This window comes from Streptomyces sp. NPDC087440 (assembly GCF_044744005.1).
Classification (GTDB): domain Bacteria; phylum Actinomycetota; class Actinomycetes; order Streptomycetales; family Streptomycetaceae; genus Streptomyces.
This window is the reverse complement of sequence record NZ_JBIUXN010000007.1, coordinates 112,038-130,184: the sequence shown is the minus strand read 5'-3', so window position 1 is coordinate 130,184 and position 18,147 is coordinate 112,038. Positions and strand designations below refer to the sequence as shown.

Here is an 18,147-nt window from a genome sequence, read left to right as displayed (position 1 = left end):
CACTCCCTTTCATCTCGACACATGCCGCTGATGACCTGTGGCATCAGCGAAGAAAGCAGACTCACATGTCTCACCTGCTCGACTCCGTCGACGCCGCGTCGCTGCGCAGCGACGTTCCTGCCTTCCGCCCCGGTGACACCGTGAACGTTCACGTGCGCGTCATCGAAGGCAACCGCTCCCGTGTGCAGCAGTTCAAGGGTGTCGTCATCCGCCGCCAGGGTGCGGGCGTCCGCGAGACCTTCACGGTCCGCAAGGTCTCCTTCTCCGTCGGCGTCGAGCGCACCTTCCCGGTGAACTCCCCGATCTTCGAGAAGATCGAGGTCGTCACCCGCGGTGACGTGCGTCGCGCGAAGCTGTACTACCTGCGCGAGCTGCGCGGCAAGGCCGCCAAGATCAAGGAGAAGCGCGACAACTGATCGCGCCTCCGGGGTCCGGAACCCGCCCGATAGGCTCGGGTTCCGATGGACACCGAAGCAGCACAGCACACGGAGCGCGACCGCTCTTCCGACTCCCCCGCGGGGGACGAGGAGCGGTCGCGCTCCGCGCGTTTTCCCCGCCCGCTGACGTACGCCGTCGCCTGCCTCGTCTTCCTCCTGCTGCTCAGCGGCTTCGTGATGCAGCCCTTCCTGATCCCCAGCACCTCGATGCAGCCCACCCTGGAGGTGGGCGACCGGGTGCTGGTGAACAAGCTGGCGTACCGTTTCGGGGCCGAGCCGCAGCGCGGGGACGTGGTGGTCTTCGACGGGGAGGGTTCGTTCGTACGGGAGCAGCCCGCGGGCAATCCCGTCACGGGCGCCCTGCACTGGGCCGCGGCCTCGCTCGGTCTGGCGGAGCCGGACGAGACGGACTTCGTGAAGCGGGTGGTGGGGGTGGGCGGCGACCGTGTCGTCGTGGACAGGCGGGGGAGGCTCCAGGTGAACGGGCGGAGCGTGGACGAGACGTACCTCTATCCCGGCGACAGCGCGTCCCGGGTGCCCTTCGACATCGTGGTGCCCGAGGGGAAGCTGTGGGTGATGGGCGACCACCGCTCCCGCTCCAGCGACTCCCGCGACCACCTGGGCAGCCCCGGCGGCGGCATGGTGCCGGTGGAACGGGTGATCGGCCGCGCGGACTGGATCGCCTGGCCGCTGGGCCGCTGGGGTGCTCCGCAGCGTACGGACGCCTTCGACGGCGTACGGGAAGTGCGGGGCGTACGAGACGGTCATGGCGTACGGGACGGGGCCGGGGCCCGTGGGTAGCCGCGGCCGGGACCGGGTGCGGCCGCAGGGCCCGCTGCCGACCGGCAGCCGTTCCACGCTGCCCGCCGAGGCCGGGACCGAGGACCGGCCGGGCCGGGCGGAGCGGCGCAGGCTGGCGCAGAAGGTGAAGCGACGGCGGCGCAGGTCCGCCGTCAAGGAGATACCCGTCCTCATCGTCGTGGCGCTGTTCATCGCGCTGGTGCTGAAGACGTTCCTGGTGCAGGCCTTCGTGATCCCGTCGGGCTCGATGGAGCAGACGATCCGGATCGGCGACCGGGTGCTGGTCGACAAACTGACCCCGTGGTTCGGGTCGCGTCCCGAGCGCGGCGAGGTCGTCGTCTTCAAGGACCCGGGCGGCTGGCTGGAGCAGGAGAAGAAGCCGGCGAAGGAAGACCCGGTCGGCATCAAGCAGGTCAAGGAGGGGCTGACCTGGATAGGGCTGCTGCCGTCCGCGGACGAGCAGGACCTCATCAAGAGGGTGGTCGCGGTCGGCGGCGACACGGTGAAGTGCTGTGACCGCAATGGTCAGGTCACCGTCAACGGCGTGGCGCTCAGTGAACCCTATGTGTTTCCGAACGACCGGCCGTCCAAGACTCCCTTCGAGGTGAAGGTGCCCGAGGGCCGGGTCTTTGTCCTCGGAGACCATCGGTCGAACTCGGCCGATTCCCGCTTCCATCTGAACGAGAAGTACCAGGGAACGGTCTCCGAGGAGGATGTTCTGGGCCGGGCCTTTGTGATCGGCTGGCCGATCGGGCACTGGCGGAAGCTGGAGGTCCCCGACACCTTCGCCCGGGTCCCCGAACCGCGCGCCGGGGCGGGGGCGGTGGGACAACCGTCGCATAGGGTGGCGTCCCAGGATCGTCAGGTCCTACTCCCGAGCCCAGGGGAACTCCCGCTCGTTATGGGAGTGGTGGGCCTGCGCCTTCTCGGGCGCGGGCGGTGGCACGGAGTGAGGAGTGGATGTGGGGGATGTGGCGGTCGGTGCCCGGTCCGGACACGACGGACCCGAGGAGAAGCCCGAGCCCGAGCGGCGTGCCGATGCGTCCCCGCCCGTGACCGGCCCTCCGGCGGCGGAGCAGCAGAGCGGTGGAACGGTGAGTGACACGGACAACGTCCAGGACGACGACGGCAGCAGCGAGGACGAGGCTGCGAAGAAGCCGCGTTCCTTCTGGAAGGAACTGCCGCTCCTCATCGGCATCGCCCTCCTCCTGGCGCTCCTGATCAAGACCTTCCTGGTGCAGGCCTTCTCGATTCCCTCGGAGTCGATGCAGGAGACCCTCCAGAAGGGCGACCGGGTCCTGGTCGACAAGCTGACCCCGTGGTTCGGCGCGGAGCCGGAGCGCGGCGAGGTCGTCGTCTTCCACGACCCGGGCGGCTGGCTCAACGACACCGCGGTGGTCGAGCCCAACGCCGTGCAGAAGGTGCTCAGCTTCATCGGGCTGATGCCGTCCGCCGAGGACAAGGACCTGATCAAGCGGGTCATCGCGGTCGGCGGCGACACCGTGGAGTGCAAGGTGGGCGGCTCGGTGCACGTCAACGGCAAGGCGCTCGACGACAAGTCGTACATCGCGCCGAAGGGCGCTCCGTGCGACGACATGCCCTTCGGCCCGCTCAAGGTGCCGGACGGCAAGATCTGGGTGATGGGCGACAACCGCGCGAACTCGCTCGACTCCCGCTACCACCGCAAGCTGGCCACGAAGGGCTTCGTCGACAACGACGAGGTCGTCGGCCGCGCCGTGGTCGTGGCCTGGCCGATCAGCCGCTGGGCGACGCTGCCGGTGCCGGACACCTTCGACCAGCCGGGGCTGGCGAGCGCGACGGCCGCCGCGGTGTCGGTGGCGCCGGGTGCGCTGGGTCTGGCGGGCGCCCTTCCGCTGGTGCTGTGGCGACGGAAGAGGCTGTCCGGGGCACGTACCGACCGGTAGGGTGCCGTCCCAGATCGTTGATCTCCGAAACAGGGGGAGCGCTGGGATGGGCGAAGCAGGACGCAAGGAAGACGGCCGCGGCCGCCTCGGCAATGTGCTGTCGGGGCTGGCCGTGGCCGTCGGCTGTGTGCTCTTCCTCGGTGGGTTCGGGTGGGGAGCGCTGGTGTACAAGCCGTACACCGTGCCGACGGACTCGATGACCCCGACGATCAACACCGGCGACCGGGTGCTCGCGCAGCGGATATCCGGCGACCAGGTGCGGCGCGGGGACGTCGTGGTCTTCACCGACGAGGTGTGGGGCGCGATGCCGATGGTGAAGCGGGTGGTCGGCGTCGGCGGCGACAAGGTCGTCTGCTGCGACAAGCAGAACCGGCTCCAGCTGAACGGGAAGGCGCTCGACGAAACGTATCTCCCGGCCGCCTCCCGGCAGGGGACGGCCGTGACGTCGTTCAGCGCCACGGTGCCCGAGGGAGAGCTGTTCCTCCTCGGTGACGAGCGGCGCACCTCGGTGGACTCCCGCGGCCACCTCGGGGACTCCACGCACGGCACGGTGCCGCTGGCCCGGGTGGACGCCCGGGTGGACGCCGTGGCCTGGCCGGTCGGCGGCGTACTGGACCGGCCGCAGGCCTATCGGGAGCTGCCGGGCGGGGTGTCCGCGCCGGGGCCGGTCAAGCTGCTGGTGACGGCGGTCGTGGTGGGCGTGGTGCTGATCCTGGGCGGGGCGGCGTACGGGCCGCTCGCCCGTCTGGCCGGACGACGGAAGAAGGTGCGGGCATGAGTTCCGAGACGGTGGGTGCGGATGTGACCGCAGGGGCGAGCGGTACGGACAACGTGCTGGGCAGGCCGCTGCGGAAGGTCGCGCGGGTCATCCTGCTCGACCCCGAGGACCGGGTGCTGCTGATGCACGGCTACGAACCCGAGGAGCCGGACCGAAAGTGGTGGTTCACCCCGGGCGGCGGCCTGGAGGGCGACGAGACGCCCGCCGAGGCGGCGCTGCGGGAGGTCGCGGAGGAGACGGGGATCACGGACGTCGAGCTGGGGCCCGTGCTGTGGCAGCGGGTCTGCTCGTTCGTGTTCGACGGGCGGCGCTGGGACCAGGAGGAATGGTTCTTCCTGGCGCGTACCCGGCAGACCGAGACCGACATGACCGGCCTCACCGAGCTGGAACGGCGCAGTACGGCGGGACTGCGGTGGTGGTCCTCCGCCGCGCTGTCGGCGACGCGTGAGACGGTGTACCCGACCAGGCTCGCCGAGCTGCTGCGCACGCTGCTCGACGAGGGTCCTCCGAGTACGCCGATCGTCCTGGCCCCGGAAATCGCATAGGGGCGTACGGGGCTGGCGCACAATAGGGGGACGCACGGCTGAAGGGGAACATGCCATGAGCGCCGAGGACCTCGAGAAGTACGAGACCGAGATGGAGCTGAAGCTCTACCGGGAGTACCGCGATGTCGTCGGTCTGTTCAAATATGTGATCGAGACCGAACGGCGCTTCTACCTCACCAACGACTACGAGATGCAGGTGCACTCGGTCCAGGGCGAGGTGTTTTTCGAAGTATCCATGGCGGACGCGTGGGTCTGGGACATGTACCGGCCCGCCAGGTTCGTCAAGCAGGTGCGGGTGCTCACGTTCAAGGACGTGAACGTGGAGGAGCTCAACAAGAGCGACCTGGAGCTGCCGGGCGGCTGAGTGCCCCGCGGTCCCTCCGGCGGGTGACGGAGTTTTCCACATCCGTTCGGTTGTCCACCAAGATCCACTGGTTCGCGGGGATTGCGTCACATTCGGTTCCGGAGGTGGAACCGAATGAACGCGAAGAACGCACGCGGGGCCCTCGGCCGGTACGGCGAGGACCTTGCCGCCCGACGGCTCACCGAAGCCGGAATGACCGTCCTGGAGCGCAACTGGCGCTGCCGGGCCGGAGAGATCGACATCGTGGCCAGGGACGGCGACGCGCTCGTCGTCTGCGAGGTCAAGACCCGGCGGACCGGCGCCTTCCAGCAACCCACGGAGGGCGTCACCGCCGAGAAGGCCCGACGCCTGCAGACCCTCGCCGAGCTCTATCTGCACGCGCACGGCGGCGCACCCCCGGGCGGCGCCCGGATCGACCTGGTGGGCGTCACCCTGCCCCGGCGCGGGGCTCCCGTGGTGGAACACGTGCGGGGGGTGGCCTGATGGGATTCGCACGTACGTGTTCGGTGGCACTGGTCGGCGTCGAGGGCGTGGTCGTCGAGGTGCAGGCCGACCTGGAACCGGGCGTCGCCGCCTTCACCCTGGTGGGGCTGCCGGACAAGAGCCTGGTGGAGAGCAAGGACCGGGTGCGGGCGGCGGTGGTGAACTCCGGCGTCGTCTGGCCGCAGAAGAAGCTGACGGTGGGGCTCAGCCCCGCCTCGGTGCCGAAGTCCGGCAGCGGCTTCGACCTCGCCGTGGCGGTCGCGGTGCTGAGCGCCGCCGAACGCATCGACCCCCGGGAGATCGCCGACCTGGTGGTGATCGGCGAACTCGGGCTCGACGGCCGGGTCAGACCGGTACGGGGCATCCTCCCGGCGGTGCTCGCCGCGGCCGAGGCGGGGTACCGGCAGGTGGTCGTGCCCGAACAGTGCGCGGCGGAGGCCGCGTTGGTGCCGGGCATCTCCGTCCTCGGCGTACGCAGCCTGCGCCAGCTCATCGCGGTGCTCGCCGGGGAGGAGGTGCCGGAGGAGGAGCCCGCCGAGGAGGGGCGGCCCGACGCCATGCTGGCCGGACTCATGGTGCCCGGCGCGGGAGCGGGCACCGGACTTTCCTCCGGCGGGGACGAGGTGGCCGACCTCGCGGACGTGGGCGGCCAGGAAACCGCGCGCTTCGCCCTGGAGATCGCCGCGGCCGGCGGACACCACCTGCTGCTCCACGGGCCGCCGGGCGCCGGCAAGACCATGCTCGCGGAACGGCTGCGCGGCCTGCTGCCGCCGCTCACCCGGCAGGAGTCCCTCGAAGTCACCGCCGTGCATTCGGTGGCGGGCATCCTCCCGCCCGGCGAACCCCTGGTCACCCGGGCGCCCTACTGCGCACCCCACCACTCCGCGACCATGCAGTCCCTGATCGGCGGCGGCAACGGACTGCCCCGCCCGGGAGCGGTCTCCCTGGCCCATCGGGGCATCCTCTTCATGGACGAGGCCCCCGAATTCACGGCCAAGGCACTCGACTCGCTGCGCCAGCCGCTGGAGTCCGGGCACGTGGTGGTGGCCCGCAGCGCCGGAGTGGTGCGGCTGCCCGCCCGCTTCCAGATGGTGCTCGCGGCGAACCCGTGCCCCTGCGGACGGTACGGGCAGAAGGAGATCGCGTGCGACTGCGGGGCGGCGGTGGTCCGGCGCTACCAGGGGAGGCTGTCGGGGCCGCTCATCGACCGGGTCGACCTGCGGGTGCGGGTCGAGGCGGTGACCCGTGCCGACCTGATGGCGGCGGGCGGACGCGCGGAGACGACCGCGACCGTCGCCCACCGGGTACGGGCCGCGAGGGAACGGGCGGCGGCCCGGTTGGACGGCACCCCCTGGACCAACAACAGCGAGGTGCCGGGCCAAGAACTGCGGACCCGCTGGGCGTCGGCCCCCGAAGCCCTCGGCGCCGCCGAGCGGGACATGGAGCGCGGGCTGCTCACCGCACGCGGCTTCGACCGGGTGCTGCGCGTCGCCTGGACCGTCGCCGACCTGCACGGCCACGACCGGCCCGACCGCAACGACCTGGAGCTGGCCCTCCAGATGCGCACCGGCGTCGACCGGGGCGCCGTCCGCCCCGCCTTCGGGGACCCGGCGGGCTCGGCGTACCCGGTGCGCCCGGCGGTCCTGGTGGGCGGGGGTGTGGCGTGACGGCGAAGGAGGAGGGGGCGGCGGCGCGGGCGGCCCGGGCCGCGCTCACCGGGATCATCGAGCCCGGCGACGTGACCGGCGGACGCTGGCTGCGCGAACACGGGCCCGTCGAGGTGCTGAGACGACTGACCGCCCCCGCAGCCGAGCCGGCCCTCACCGGAGCGGGCGGCAAACGCCTCGACGGCTACCGCAGCCGGGCCGCCGCGGTCGACCCGGAGCAGTACCTCGCGGCGGCGGCCTCCGTCGGCGGGCGGCTGGTCTGTCCCGGCGACGAGGAGTGGCCAGGACAGCTCGACGACCTCGGGGACGCCCGGCCCGTCGGGCTGTGGGTCAGGGGCCGGGCGAACCTGCGGATGTGGGCGCTGCGCTCCGTCGCCGTCGTCGGCGCCCGCGCCTGCACCCCGTACGGGGCGCACATGGCGACCACCCTCGGCGCGGGCCTCGCCGAGCGCGGCTGGGTGGTGGTCTCGGGAGCTGCCTTCGGGATCGACGGAGCGGCGCACCGAGGGGTGCTGGGCGCGGGCGGGGCCACCGTGGCGGTACTGGCCTGCGGCATCGACGTCGTCTACCCGCGCGGGCACGCCGAGTTGATCGGGCGGATCGCGGAACAGGGGCTCGTGGTGGGCGAGTTGCCGCCGGGCAGCCATCCGACGCCGAGCCGCTTCGTGCTGCGCAACCGGGTCATCGCCGCCCTCACCCGGGGCACGGTCGTCGTCGAGGCCGAGTACCGCAGCGGCTCGCTCGTCACCGCCCGCGGCGCCGCGAGCCTGGGCCGCTTCACCATGGGTGTGCCCGGGCCCGCCACCAGCGGACTCTCCGCCGGAGTCCACGAACTGCTGCGCGGCGAGGGCGTCCTGGTGACCGACGCGGCCGAAGTCGTCGAACTCGTCGGCGAGATCGGCGACCTCGCCCCCGCCCGGCGCGGACCCGTCCTGCCCAAGGACCTCCTGGACCCCGTCACCGCACGGGTGCTGGAGGCGCTGCCCGCCCGGCGCGCCGCCGACGCGCGCGACGTCGCACGCGAAGCGGCGACCACCCGGGACGAGGCGCTCGCCCGGCTGTACGAACTGCACTCGCTGGGGTTCGTCGAACGCCACGGCGACGGCTGGCAGTTGGCGTCAAGTGCCGTACGCACCGCGCGCGACCGGCGAGGCGGTGCTTGACCAGGGGCTCCTGAGTGAAAAGGTAACGAGAATGACCGTGGAACCAGGCGTCCGACCCCGGCAGGAGCCGCCGCGTGCGACGACGGCTCCCGCGGCCGGGCGCGGCCCGCGGCCGTCAACCGGACGATCCGGCTCCATGTCCTTCGCGCACTGCGACGCCTCTGTCACGCTACGCTCGCAAGGATTTCGCCCCGCTCAGGCATCACGCACGGCACCAAGTCCCCCTCACGTCACAGCAGAACGGCTCAAGGCAACGCATGCCCCAGCACACCTCCGGGTCTGACCGCGCGGCAGCGCCCCCGGCTGCCCGCGGTGCCGTACGGCCCCCGGCGCCCTCGTCCGTGGACGAGTTGTGGCGGTCGTACAAGACCACGGGCGACGAGCGGCTGCGGGAGCAGCTGATCCTGCACTACTCGCCGCTGGTGAAGTACGTCGCGGGCCGGGTCAGCGTGGGGCTGCCCGCCAACGTCGAGCAGGCCGACTTCGTGTCCTCCGGAGTCTTCGGGCTGATCGACGCCATCGAGAAGTTCGACATCGAGCGCTCCATCAAGTTCGAGACGTACGCCATCACCCGCATCCGCGGCGCGATGATCGACGAACTGCGCGCCCTGGACTGGATTCCGCGTTCCGTACGGCAGAAGGCCAAGGCCGTGGAACGGGCCTACGCCACCCTGGAGGCCAAGCTCCGCCGCACCCCCTCCGAGGGCGAGGTCGCCTCCGAGATGGGCATCGCGGTCGAGGAACTGCACGCGGTCTTCAGCCAGTTGTCGCTCGCCAACGTGGTCGCCCTCGAAGAGCTGCTGCACGCGGGAGGCGAGGGCGACCGGCTCAGCCTGATGGAGACGCTGGAGGACACCAGCGCCGACAACCCCGTCGAGGTCGCCGAGGACCGCGAGCTGCGCCGCCTGCTCGCCCGCTCGATCAACACCCTCCCCGACCGGGAGAAGACCGTGATCACCCTCTACTACTACGAGGGCCTCACCCTCGCCGAGATCGGCAATGTGCTCGGCGTCACCGAGAGCCGGGTCAGCCAGATCCACACCAAGTCGGTCCTCCAGCTCAGGGCCAAGCTGGCGGACGTCGGCCGCTGAGCCGGGCAGGGGTGCAAAAGCCGCTGAATCGGTCCTGCCGGGTGTACCCCGTCGTCTTCTCGGGCGGGCATCCGTATGGTGGATGCGTGCCAAGGATTCGAGCGGCCTCCGTGGCCGAGCACCGGACGATGCAGCGCAGTGCCCTTCTGGACGCTGCCCGCTCCCTCCTGTCCGAAGGCGGTACGGAGGCGTTGACCTTCCCCGCCCTCGCCGAGCGTACGGGCCTGGCCCGCTCCTCGGTCTACGAGTACTTCCGCTCCCGGGGAGCGGTCGTCGAGGAGCTGTGCGCCGTCGACTTCCCCGTCTGGGCGGCCGAGGTCGAGGACGCCATGGCGGCCGCCGACACCGCCGAGGGCAAGGTCGAGGCGTATGTGCGCCAGCAGCTGACGCTGGTCGGCGACCGCCGCCACCGGGCCGTCGTCGCGATCTCCGCGAGCGAGCTGGACGCGGGCGCCCGCGAGAAGATCCGCGCCGCGCACGGCGGACTCGTCACGATGATCGGCGACGCCCTGCGCGACCTGGGCCACGAGCAGCCCCGGCTGGCGGCCATGATGCTCCAGGGTGTCGTGGACGCGGCCGTCCGCCGCCTGGAGCTCGGCGGCGCCGCCGAGGACCCGGCCGTCATCACCGACGCCGCCGTCTCGATGGCCCTGCGCGGTGTCCGGGGCTGACACCCCGGCCGCCCCGTCGCCCCAGCCACCACACGGGGCCCGCCAGCACCGCCATGGGCAGATCCCCGTCGCGTACCGCGACAGCGGGCAACGGCACCCCGAACACCGGCAGCAGCCGGGGCGGGCCGCGGTGCAGCAGGGCGGGCGGCAGCAGGGACAGCGGGTCCAGGTAGTCCGCGCCCCGCAGCAGGCCCCAGTGCAGACAGGTGCCCGCCGGGCAGTGGTACGCCCCCGGCTCCAGCACCGCCACCAGCTGGCCCGCGCGCACCGCGTCGCCCTCCGCGACCAGCGCGCGCACCGGCTCGTACGTCGTGCGCAGCGGCGGGTCACCGGTGCCGGACAGCGTGACGGACAGCACCCCGCGCCCCGCCACCCGGCCCGCGAACGACACCCTCCCCGCAGCCGCGGCCCGCACCTGCGCGCCCGGCGCGGCCGCCAGGTCCACGCCGCGGTGCCCGGCCGCGTACCGCGAAGGAGGCGGCTGCCAGCCCCGTACGACAGAGGGGTGCACGCCCACCGGCCAGGCGCGGTCGGGGTCCTGGGCGGCGAGGGCCGGGGAGGCCTGCCAGAGGAGCACGGCCAGGGTCAGGACGATCAGTCGGTACATGCGAGAACGGTCCCGCAGCGGCTGATTTCGCGGGGATCATGGACCGGATCTGTGGACGGCCGGACGGTTGTGGACAACGCCGTCACCCGGCACTGTGCGGGTCCCGTACACTTCTTGTGGCGATCCGGGTCACCGGGTCGACTTCGCACGTCCCGCCACCACCCTCTCAGCGGTCAGTGGCAGCGTCGCTCGGTCCTCAAGGGTTCACTCCTCAACGGTCACGACGCGTGGGACGTCAGGCGCGACCGCCGTCCGGCGGAAGCGATAACCGAGTACCTCAAGGAGTACGGCCATGGCCGTCGTCACGATGCGGGAGCTGCTGGAAAGCGGCGTCCACTTCGGTCACCAGACCCGTCGTTGGAACCCGAAGATGAAGCGCTTCATCTTCACGGAGCGCAACGGCATCTACATCATCGACCTGCTCCAGTCGCTGTCGTACATCGACCGCGCCTACGAGTTCGTCAAGGAGACCGTCGCGCACGGTGGCTCCATCATGTTCGTCGGCACCAAGAAGCAGGCGCAGGAAGCGATCGCCGAGCAGGCGACGCGCGTGGGCATGCCCTACGTCAACCAGCGCTGGCTCGGCGGCATGCTGACCAACTTCTCCACCGTCTACAAGCGCCTCCAGCGCCTGAAGGAGCTGGAGCTCATCGACTTCGAGGACGTGGCCGCGTCGGGCCTCACCAAGAAGGAGCTCCTGGTTCTCTCGCGCGAGAAGGCCAAGCTGGAGAAGACCCTCGGCGGTATCCGCGAGATGTCGAAGGTCCCCTCCGCGGTGTGGATCGTCGACACCAAGAAGGAGCACATCGCCGTCGGTGAGGCGCGCAAGCTGCGCATCCCGGTCGTCGCGATCCTCGACACCAACTGCGACCCCGACGAGGTCGACTACAAGATCCCCGGCAACGACGACGCGATCCGCTCCGTCACGCTGCTCACCCGTGTGATCGCCGACGCCGTCGCCGAGGGCCTCATCGCCCGCTCCGGTGCCGCCACGGGCGACTCCAAGCCGGGCGACAAGGCCGCCGGCGAGCCCCTCGCCGAGTGGGAGCGCGACCTGCTCGAGGGTGACAAGAAGGCTGACGAGGCTCCGGCCGCCGACGCCGCTGCCGCCGAGGCCGCTCCGGCCGAGGCCGAGGCTGCCCCGGCCGCCGAGGCCGAGAAGCCGGCCGAGGCCGCTGCCGAGGCTCCGGCCGCGGACGCCGAGCAGGCCTGACCCAGCCCGTAACGGCTGACTGACGGCGGGGGAGGGACGCGCCCACAGGCGTTCCCGCCCCCGCCGTCCACCCGTGGATCACGTAGACGCTTCACACACCCGTCGACGCAGATCACGTAGATCACGACCTTCGACTTTCGAGAAGAGATTCACAGACTCATGGCGAACTACACCGCCGCTGACGTCAAGAAGCTCCGCGAGCTCACCGGCGCCGGCATGATGGACTGCAAGAAGGCCCTCGACGAGGCCGACGGCAGCGTCGACAAGGCCGTCGAGGCACTGCGCATCAAGGGCCAGAAGGGCGTCGCCAAGCGCGAGGGCCGTTCGGCCGAGAACGGCGCCGTCGTCTCCCTGATCGCCGACGACAACACCTCCGGTGTCATCGTCGAGCTCAAGTGCGAGACGGACTTCGTCGCCAAGGGCGAGAAGTTCCAGGCCGTCGCCAACCAGCTGGCCGCGCACGTCGCCGCCACCAAGCCGGCCGACATCGCCACCCTGCTCGCCTCCGAGATCGAGGCCGGCAAGACGGTTCAGGCGTTCGTCGACGAGGCCAACGCCAACCTCGGCGAGAAGATCGTCCTGGAGCGCTTCGCCCAGTACGAGGGTGCCTTCGTCTCCGCGTACATGCACCGCACCATGCCCGACCTGCCCCCGCAGATCGGTGTTCTGGTCGAGCTGGACAAGGCCGACGCCGAGCTGGCCCGTGGCATCGCCCAGCACATCGCCGCCTTCGCGCCGAAGTACCTCACCAAGGAAGACGTTCCGGCCGAGGTCGTCGAGACCGAGCGCCGCGTCGCCGAGGAGACCACGCGCGCCGAGGGCAAGCCCGAGGCCGCCCTCCCGAAGATCGTCGAGGGTCGCGTGAACGGCTTCTTCAAGGAGGCCACCCTCCTGGGCCAGCCGTACGCGCTGGACAACAAGAAGTCCGTCCAGAAGGTCCTGGACGAGGCCGGTGTCACCCTGAAGCGCTTCGCGCGCATCAAGGTCGGCATCTGAGTCCGTACGTCCGACCCTGTCGACGTAACGCGAACACAGCCAGACCCGGTTAGGGTCTGATGCAGCCGCCCGGAGTACGCGCCGGACGGCCGCGGATCTGACGAGGAGGCCATTGCCGCAGAGGGAACCGCAAGGACCCACCGGCAATGGCCTTCTTCGTATGTGCACGAGGAGATATCAAGCCCATGAATCAGGCGAATCAGGACAGCGGCAAGAAGACCGGGCGCTTCATGCTGAAGCTTTCCGGTGAGGCTTTCGCCGGCGGCGGCGCCCTCGGTGTGGACCCCGACGTCGTGCACGCCATCGCGCGTGAGATCGCGGCGGTCGTACGCGACGGTGCGGAGATCGCGGTCGTCATCGGCGGCGGCAACTTCTTCCGCGGCGCCGAACTCCAGCAGCGCGGCATGGACCGGGCCCGCTCGGACTACATGGGCATGCTCGGCACCGTCATGAACTGCCTCGCCCTCCAGGACTTCCTGGAGAAGGAGGGCATCGACTCCCGCGTCCAGACCGCCATCACCATGGGCCAGGTCGCGGAGCCGTACATTCCGCTGCGGGCCGTGCGCCACCTGGAGAAGGGGCGCGTCGTGATCTTCGGCGCCGGCATGGGCATGCCGTACTTCTCCACCGACACCACGGCCGCCCAGCGCGCGCTGGAGATCGACGCGGAAGCCCTGCTGATGGGCAAGAACGGGGTCGACGGCGTCTACGACTCCGACCCCAAGAAGAACCCCGAAGCGGTCAAGTTCGACGCGCTGGAGTACAGCGAGGTGCTGTCCCGCGACCTCAAGGTCGCCGACGCCACCGCGATCACTCTGTGCCGTGACAACGACCTGCCGATCCTGGTCTTCGAGCTGCTGGCCGAGGGCAATATCGCCCGCGCGGTCAAGGGTGAGAAGATCGGCACGCTCGTCAACGCCCGGGGCAATCGCGACTGACGGGTTTGTGGTTCGTCCCCGTGGTCCGGCCGGGGGATGGACAATGTCCTGCCGGTCGGACACCGTGCAGGTAACGACGCACGCAGCAGACGCACGCAGCAGCAGTCCAAGACACGCAGCGCAGTTCAAGACATGCAGGAGTACGTGGTGATTGAAGAAATTCTTCTTGAGGCCGAGGAGAAAATGGAGAAGGCCGTCGTGGTCGCCAAGGAGGACTTCGCCGCGATCCGCACCGGCCGTGCGCACCCGGCGATGTTCAACAAGATCGTGGCCGACTACTACGGCGCTCTGACGCCCATCAACCAGCTGGCGTCGTTCTCGGTCCCCGAGCCGCGCATGGCCGTGGTGACCCCCTTCGACGCGAGCGCCCTGCGCAACATCGAGCAGGCCATCCGCGACTCCGACCTCGGCGTCAACCCGAGCAACGACGGCCGCATCATCCGAGTGACGTTCCCCCAGCTGACGGAGGAGCGCCGCAAGGACTACATCAAGGTCGCGCGCAACAAGGCCGAGGACTCCCGGATCTCGATCCGCTCCATCCGCCGCAAGGCCAAGGAGACCCTCGACAAGCTCGTCAAGGACAAGGAGTCCGGCGAGGACGAGGTCCGCCGTGCGGAGAAGGAGCTCGACGACACCACCGCGAAGTACGTGGCGCAGGTGGACGAGCTGCTGAAGCACAAGGAAGCCGAGCTGCTCGAGGTCTGATGAACGACTCTTCCTGGGGGGCCCGGCCGAGGGCGGGCTATGCCGGTGAATGGACCGCCCCCGACCAGGGGCCCCTCCCGGCGGGTCCCGCGTACGATGCGCATGACGCCCAGCACACTCGGCCCATGCCCATCGTGCCCGAGACAGGCAGAGACGCCGACGACCGCGACGATCGGAACCGGGGGACCGCTCCTGCGACGCGGAGCGGTCCCCCGGTCCGTGACGACATGCCGCAGGGCGGTTCTCCGTTCCGCGACGAGATGCCGCAGGAGCCCATGTCCACCCCGCCCCCGGCGCCGCAGCAGCCTCAGGCGCAGCAGCCGCCCCAGCCTCCCCAGAAGAAGCGGGCGGGCCGTGATCTGCGCTCCGCCATAGGAGTCGGCCTCGGCCTCGGCGTGGTGATCGTCGCCTCGCTGTTCATCTGGAAGGCCGCGTTCGTCGGCGTCATAGCGGTCGCCGTGGTCGTCGGGCTGTGGGAGCTGACCTCGCGGCTGGAGGAGCGCAAGGGCATCAAGGCGCCGCTGGTGCCGCTCGCGGTCGGCGGTGCGGCCATGGTCGTCGCCGGTTACGTGCGCGGGCCCGAGGGTGCGTGGGTGGCGATGGCGCTCACGGCGCTGGCGGTGCTGGTCTGGCGGATGACCGAACCGCCGGAGGGGTACCTCAAGGACGTCACCGCGGGTGTCTTCGCCGCGTTCTACGTGCCGTTCCTGGCCACCTTCGTCGCGCTGATGCTCAAGGCCGACGACGGGCCGCAGCGGGTGCTCACCTTCCTGCTGCTGACCGTGGTCAGCGACACCGGTGCGTACGCGGTGGGCTGGCGCTTCGGCAAGCACAAGCTGGCGCCGAAGATCAGCCCCGGCAAGACCCGCGAGGGCCTGCTCGGGGCGATCGCCTTCGCGATGGTGGCGGGCGTGCTGTGCATGACGCTGCTGGTCGACGGCGGTACGTGGTGGCAGGGCGTGCTGCTCGGCCTCGCGGTCGCGGCCAGCGCGACGCTGGGCGACCTGGGCGAGTCCATGATCAAGAGGGATCTCGGGATCAAGGACATGGGCACGCTGCTGCCCGGGCACGGCGGCATCATGGACCGGCTGGACTCGCTGCTGCCGACGGCTCCGGTGGTGTGGCTGATGCTGGTGATCTTCGTGGGCTCGGCCTGATCCATCGGCCCAAATGACCCACCGGGCCTGATCCAGGTACTTTGACCTGCTGCTTTGCGTGTGAGGGGCCCGCTGTCCACAGGACGGCGGGCCTCTTGTCGTACATCTGAGACACTGGTATGACCATGCCTAAGCCCGGAGAACTCACTTTCGTCGCGCCCCGCGGAGCCAAGAAGCCCCCGCGGCACCTCGCCGACCTCACGCCCGCCGAGCGCAAGGAAGCGGTTGCCGAGATCGGCGAGAAGCCGTTCCGCGCCAAGCAGCTGTCCCAGCACTACTTCGCCCGGTACGCCCACGACCCGGCGGAGTGGACCGACATCCCCGCCGGTTCGCGCGAGAAGCTGCGGGACGCGCTGCTGCCCGAGCTGATGACCGTCGTACGGCATCTGTCGACCGACCAGGAGACCACGCGCAAGACGCTGTGGAAGATGCACGACGGGACCCTCGTGGAGTCCGTGCTCATGCGGTACCCGGACCGGGTCACCATGTGCATCTCCTCGCAGGCGGGCTGCGGCATGAACTGCCCGTTCTGTGCCACCGGGCAGGCCGGCCTCGACCGGAACCTGTCGACGGCGGAGATCGTGCACCAGATCGTCGACGGGATGCGGGCGCTGCGCGACGGCGAGGTCCCGGGCGGACCGGCGCGGCTGTCGAACATCGTGTTCATGGGGATGGGCGAGCCGCTCGCGAACTACAAGCGCGTGGTCGGTGCGATTCGGCGGCTGACCGACCCGGAGCCCGACGGGCTCGGGCTGTCGCAGCGCGGCATCACCGTCTCCACGGTCGGGCTCGTGCCCGCGATGCTGCGGTTCGCCGACGAGGGCTTCAAGTGCCGTCTCGCCGTGTCGCTGCACGCGCCGGACGACGAACTGCGCGACACCCTGGTGCCGGTCAACACGCGCTGGAAGGTGCGGGAGGTGCTGGACGCCGCGTGGGAGTACGCGGAGAAGTCCGGGCGCCGGATCTCGATCGAGTACGCGCTGATCCGCGACATCAACGACCAGGCGTGGCGGGGCGACCTGCTGGGCCGCCTGCTGAAGAACAAGCGGGTGCACGTCAACCTGATCCCGCTGAACCCGACGCCGGGCTCCAAGTGGACGGCCTCGCGGCCCGAGGACGAGAAGGCCTTCGTCGAGGCCATCGCGTCGCACGGGGTGCCGGTGACCGTCCGGGACACCCGGGGCCAGGAGATCGACGGGGCCTGCGGGCAGCTGGCCGCCTCCGAGCGCTAGTTCGAAAGGGCCCCTGTAGGCTGGGCTGCACATTTACATATTCCGACAGGGGAGCGCCACAGCGCTGAGAGTGCGGCACCGGTCGTCTTCGGACGGCCAAGGCCGCAGACCCTCTGAACCTTGCCCAGGTCATTCTGGGTAGGAAGTTCGGTCGTTACTCAAGCTGTAGCGCCCTGCCCGCATCCCTTTCGGGGTGCGGGCAGGGCCGCGTCTCTTCCTGGTCATGTCCAGGAGGAAAACCACCAGTGAGCACCATCAAGAGGTACGCCGCCACGGCACTGGCCGCCGCCGTCGGCGTCAGCGCGCTCGCCGCGTGCGGAGGCACTGACAGCGCGGCGCCCGCAAAGGGCGACAAGACCGTCACGCTGGTCAGCCACGACTCGTTCGACGTCTCGCCCGCCGTGCTGAAGGCGTTCACGCAGCAGACCGGCTTCACGGTGAAGGTCCTCAAGAGCGGGGACGCGGGCGCCGCCCTCAACCAGGAGATCCTCACCAAGGGCTCGCCGCGCGGCGACGTCTTCTTCGGCGTCGACAACACGCTCCTGTCCCGCGCGCTCGACAACGGGCTCTTCCAGTCGTACGAGGCCAAGGGCCTGGAGCGCATACCCGCCGACCTCCAGCTCGACAAGGGCGACCACCGGGTGACGCCCGTCGACACCGGCGACATCTGCGTCAACTACGACAAGAAGTTCTTCGCCGACAAGAAGCTCGCACCGCCGAAGACCCTCGACGACCTCGTCAAGCCCGCGTACAAGGACCTCCTGGTCGTGGAGGACGCGGCGAACTCCTCGCCGGGCCTCGGCTTCCTCCTCGCCACCGCCGGACAGTACGGCGACGACGGCTGGCAGGGGTACTGGCAGAAGCTCAAGGACAACGGCGTCAAGGTCGTCGACGGCTGGGAGCAGGCCTACAACGAGGAGTTCTCCGGCTCCGCGGGCGGAAGGAAGGCCAAGGCCGACCGGCCGCTGGTCGTCTCGTACGCCTCCAGCCCGCCCGTCGAGGTGCTGTACGCCGAACCCCGCCCGGCCGAGGCGCCGACCGGCGTCGCCACCGGGACCTGCTTCCGCCAGATCGAGTTCGCCGGGCTGCTGGACGGCGCGAAGAACGCGGCGGGCGGCAAGGCGCTCCTCGACTTCCTCATCGGCAAGCAGTTCCAGGAGGACCTGCCGCTGAAGATGTTCGTCAACCCGGCGGTCAAGGACACCAAGCTGCCCGAGGTGTACGCGAAGTTCGGCGAGAAGGCGGAGAAGCCGCTGACCGTGGACCCCAAGAAGATCACCGACAACCGTGAGCAGTGGGTCAAGACGTGGTCCTCGCTGGTGAAGAAGTAGCCGCGCCCCGGCGGGGTGCGTGGCGCGGGAGCGCGGTGCGGCT

Annotated in this window: 20 protein-coding genes and 1 riboswitch; of the genes, 19 read left to right on the top strand and 1 reads right to left on the bottom strand. The window is 70.4% G+C overall.

The features are described 5' to 3' along the window. Positions 1-65 precede the first annotated feature (65 nt). From rplS to ACIO3O_RS16820, 12 genes are all read left to right on the top strand, one after another. The gene (gene rplS, locus ACIO3O_RS16875) at positions 66-416 is read left to right on the top strand and encodes a 50S ribosomal protein L19 (protein ID WP_189825845.1); all 351 of its coding nucleotides are present in this window, start codon (positions 66-68) and stop codon (positions 414-416) included. Between the two features lie 45 nt (positions 417-461). After that, positions 462-1,238: a signal peptidase I gene (gene lepB, locus ACIO3O_RS16870; RefSeq protein WP_401746156.1), complete on the top strand. Its 777-nt coding sequence runs from the start codon at positions 462-464 to the stop codon at positions 1,236-1,238. Further along, positions 1,231-2,340: a signal peptidase I gene (lepB, locus tag ACIO3O_RS16865; RefSeq protein WP_401746153.1), complete on the top strand. Its 1,110-nt coding sequence runs from the start codon at positions 1,231-1,233 to the stop codon at positions 2,338-2,340. The genes lepB (ACIO3O_RS16870) and lepB (ACIO3O_RS16865) overlap by 8 nt, the downstream gene beginning before the upstream one ends. Next, positions 2,333-3,163 (top strand): signal peptidase I, encoded by an 831-nt coding sequence (lepB, locus tag ACIO3O_RS16860; protein WP_401746151.1) that lies wholly within the window; start codon positions 2,333-2,335, stop codon positions 3,161-3,163. Before lepB (ACIO3O_RS16865) ends, lepB (ACIO3O_RS16860) begins: the two co-directional genes overlap by 8 nt. Before the next feature lie 46 nt (positions 3,164-3,209). After that, positions 3,210-3,941, top strand: a complete 732-nt coding sequence (gene lepB, locus ACIO3O_RS16855) for a signal peptidase I (RefSeq protein ID WP_401746148.1) — start codon at positions 3,210-3,212, stop codon at positions 3,939-3,941. After that, positions 3,938-4,486, top strand: a complete 549-nt coding sequence (locus ACIO3O_RS16850) for an NUDIX hydrolase (RefSeq protein ID WP_401746146.1) — start codon at positions 3,938-3,940, stop codon at positions 4,484-4,486. The genes lepB (ACIO3O_RS16855) and ACIO3O_RS16850 overlap by 4 nt, the downstream gene beginning before the upstream one ends. Before the next feature lie 55 nt (positions 4,487-4,541). Then, complete coding sequence (locus tag ACIO3O_RS16845; RefSeq protein WP_185034425.1) at positions 4,542-4,850, top strand: DUF2469 domain-containing protein; 309 nt, start codon at positions 4,542-4,544, stop codon at positions 4,848-4,850. A gap of 114 nt (positions 4,851-4,964) precedes the next feature. Then, positions 4,965-5,333, top strand: a complete 369-nt coding sequence (locus ACIO3O_RS16840) for a YraN family protein (RefSeq protein WP_401746143.1) — start codon at positions 4,965-4,967, stop codon at positions 5,331-5,333. Further along, the gene (locus ACIO3O_RS16835) at positions 5,333-7,000 is read left to right on the top strand and encodes a YifB family Mg chelatase-like AAA ATPase (RefSeq protein ID WP_401746141.1); all 1,668 of its coding nucleotides are present in this window, start codon (positions 5,333-5,335) and stop codon (positions 6,998-7,000) included. The genes ACIO3O_RS16840 and ACIO3O_RS16835 overlap by 1 nt, the downstream gene beginning before the upstream one ends. After that, positions 6,997-8,163 (top strand): DNA-processing protein DprA, encoded by a 1,167-nt coding sequence (gene dprA / locus ACIO3O_RS16830; protein ID WP_401746138.1) that lies wholly within the window; start codon positions 6,997-6,999, stop codon positions 8,161-8,163. The genes ACIO3O_RS16835 and dprA overlap by 4 nt, the downstream gene beginning before the upstream one ends. A gap of 257 nt (positions 8,164-8,420) precedes the next feature. Beyond that, a complete protein-coding gene (gene whiG, locus ACIO3O_RS16825) occupies positions 8,421-9,254 on the top strand; it encodes an RNA polymerase sigma factor WhiG (RefSeq protein WP_189825854.1) in 834 nt (277 codons plus the stop codon). A 110-nt stretch (positions 9,255-9,364) separates the two neighbouring features. After that, positions 9,365-9,925 (top strand): TetR/AcrR family transcriptional regulator, encoded by a 561-nt coding sequence (locus ACIO3O_RS16820; protein WP_189825949.1) that lies wholly within the window; start codon positions 9,365-9,367, stop codon positions 9,923-9,925. Here ACIO3O_RS16820 and ACIO3O_RS16815 read toward each other — a convergent pair. Next, complete coding sequence (locus ACIO3O_RS16815; RefSeq protein WP_401746134.1) at positions 9,879-10,532, bottom strand: peptidoglycan DD-metalloendopeptidase family protein; 654 nt, start codon at positions 10,530-10,532, stop codon at positions 9,879-9,881. The two genes, ACIO3O_RS16820 and ACIO3O_RS16815, sit on opposite strands and share 47 nt — an antisense overlap. A gap of 292 nt (positions 10,533-10,824) precedes the next feature. On the opposite strand from ACIO3O_RS16815, the gene rpsB reads away from it, so the two are divergent. The 7 genes from rpsB to ACIO3O_RS16780 all read left to right on the top strand — a co-directional run bounded on the left by rpsB (position 10,825) and on the right by ACIO3O_RS16780 (position 18,104). Next, positions 10,825-11,745, top strand: coding sequence for a 30S ribosomal protein S2 (rpsB, locus tag ACIO3O_RS16810; RefSeq protein WP_401746132.1), 921 nt, complete (start codon positions 10,825-10,827; stop codon positions 11,743-11,745). Positions 11,746-11,904: 159 nt separating this feature from the next. Further along, the gene (tsf, locus tag ACIO3O_RS16805; RefSeq protein ID WP_401746129.1) at positions 11,905-12,741 is read left to right on the top strand and encodes a translation elongation factor Ts; all 837 of its coding nucleotides are present in this window, start codon (positions 11,905-11,907) and stop codon (positions 12,739-12,741) included. Positions 12,742-12,926: 185 nt separating this feature from the next. Then, positions 12,927-13,679: a UMP kinase gene (gene pyrH / locus ACIO3O_RS16800; RefSeq protein WP_401746127.1), complete on the top strand. Its 753-nt coding sequence runs from the start codon at positions 12,927-12,929 to the stop codon at positions 13,677-13,679. 147 nt (positions 13,680-13,826) lie between these two features. Then, complete coding sequence (gene frr / locus ACIO3O_RS16795) at positions 13,827-14,384, top strand: ribosome recycling factor (protein ID WP_401746124.1); 558 nt, start codon at positions 13,827-13,829, stop codon at positions 14,382-14,384. After that, positions 14,384-15,541: a phosphatidate cytidylyltransferase gene (locus ACIO3O_RS16790; protein WP_401746121.1), complete on the top strand. Its 1,158-nt coding sequence runs from the start codon at positions 14,384-14,386 to the stop codon at positions 15,539-15,541. The genes frr and ACIO3O_RS16790 overlap by 1 nt, the downstream gene beginning before the upstream one ends. 125 nt (positions 15,542-15,666) lie before the next feature. Next, positions 15,667-16,773, top strand: a complete 1,107-nt coding sequence (rlmN, locus tag ACIO3O_RS16785; RefSeq protein ID WP_401746119.1) for a 23S rRNA (adenine(2503)-C(2))-methyltransferase RlmN — start codon at positions 15,667-15,669, stop codon at positions 16,771-16,773. A gap of 37 nt (positions 16,774-16,810) precedes the next feature. Next, positions 16,811-16,936: riboswitch (TPP riboswitch) on the top strand. 82 nt (positions 16,937-17,018) lie between these two features. Further along, a complete protein-coding gene (locus ACIO3O_RS16780) occupies positions 17,019-18,104 on the top strand; it encodes a thiamine ABC transporter substrate binding subunit (RefSeq protein ID WP_401746116.1) in 1,086 nt (361 codons plus the stop codon). Positions 18,105-18,147: the final 43 nt, after the last annotated feature.

What these genes read in the sequence shown, in the direction of transcription:
- ACIO3O_RS16790 (WP_401746121.1), top strand. Translation starts at nt 14,384, where the DNA reads ATGAACGACTCTTCCTGGGGGGCCCGGCCGAGGGCGGGCTATGCCGGT.
- tsf (WP_401746129.1), top strand. Translation starts at nt 11,905, where the DNA reads ATGGCGAACTACACCGCCGCTGACGTCAAGAAGCTCCGCGAGCTCACC.
- pyrH (WP_401746127.1), top strand. Translation starts at nt 12,927, where the DNA reads ATGAATCAGGCGAATCAGGACAGCGGCAAGAAGACCGGGCGCTTCATG.
- rlmN (WP_401746119.1), top strand. Translation starts at nt 15,667, where the DNA reads ATGCCTAAGCCCGGAGAACTCACTTTCGTCGCGCCCCGCGGAGCCAAG.
- ACIO3O_RS16835 (WP_401746141.1), top strand. Translation starts at nt 5,333, where the DNA reads ATGGGATTCGCACGTACGTGTTCGGTGGCACTGGTCGGCGTCGAGGGC.
- rplS (WP_189825845.1), top strand. Translation starts at nt 66, where the DNA reads ATGTCTCACCTGCTCGACTCCGTCGACGCCGCGTCGCTGCGCAGCGAC.
- ACIO3O_RS16850 (WP_401746146.1), top strand. Translation starts at nt 3,938, where the DNA reads ATGAGTTCCGAGACGGTGGGTGCGGATGTGACCGCAGGGGCGAGCGGT.
- rpsB (WP_401746132.1), top strand. Translation starts at nt 10,825, where the DNA reads ATGGCCGTCGTCACGATGCGGGAGCTGCTGGAAAGCGGCGTCCACTTC.
- ACIO3O_RS16845 (WP_185034425.1), top strand. Translation starts at nt 4,542, where the DNA reads ATGAGCGCCGAGGACCTCGAGAAGTACGAGACCGAGATGGAGCTGAAG.
- whiG (WP_189825854.1), top strand. Translation starts at nt 8,421, where the DNA reads ATGCCCCAGCACACCTCCGGGTCTGACCGCGCGGCAGCGCCCCCGGCT.
- lepB (WP_401746156.1), top strand. Translation starts at nt 462, where the DNA reads ATGGACACCGAAGCAGCACAGCACACGGAGCGCGACCGCTCTTCCGAC.
- ACIO3O_RS16815 (WP_401746134.1), bottom strand. Translation starts at nt 10,532, where the DNA reads ATGTACCGACTGATCGTCCTGACCCTGGCCGTGCTCCTCTGGCAGGCC.
- ACIO3O_RS16840 (WP_401746143.1), top strand. Translation starts at nt 4,965, where the DNA reads ATGAACGCGAAGAACGCACGCGGGGCCCTCGGCCGGTACGGCGAGGAC.
- lepB (WP_401746148.1), top strand. Translation starts at nt 3,210, where the DNA reads ATGGGCGAAGCAGGACGCAAGGAAGACGGCCGCGGCCGCCTCGGCAAT.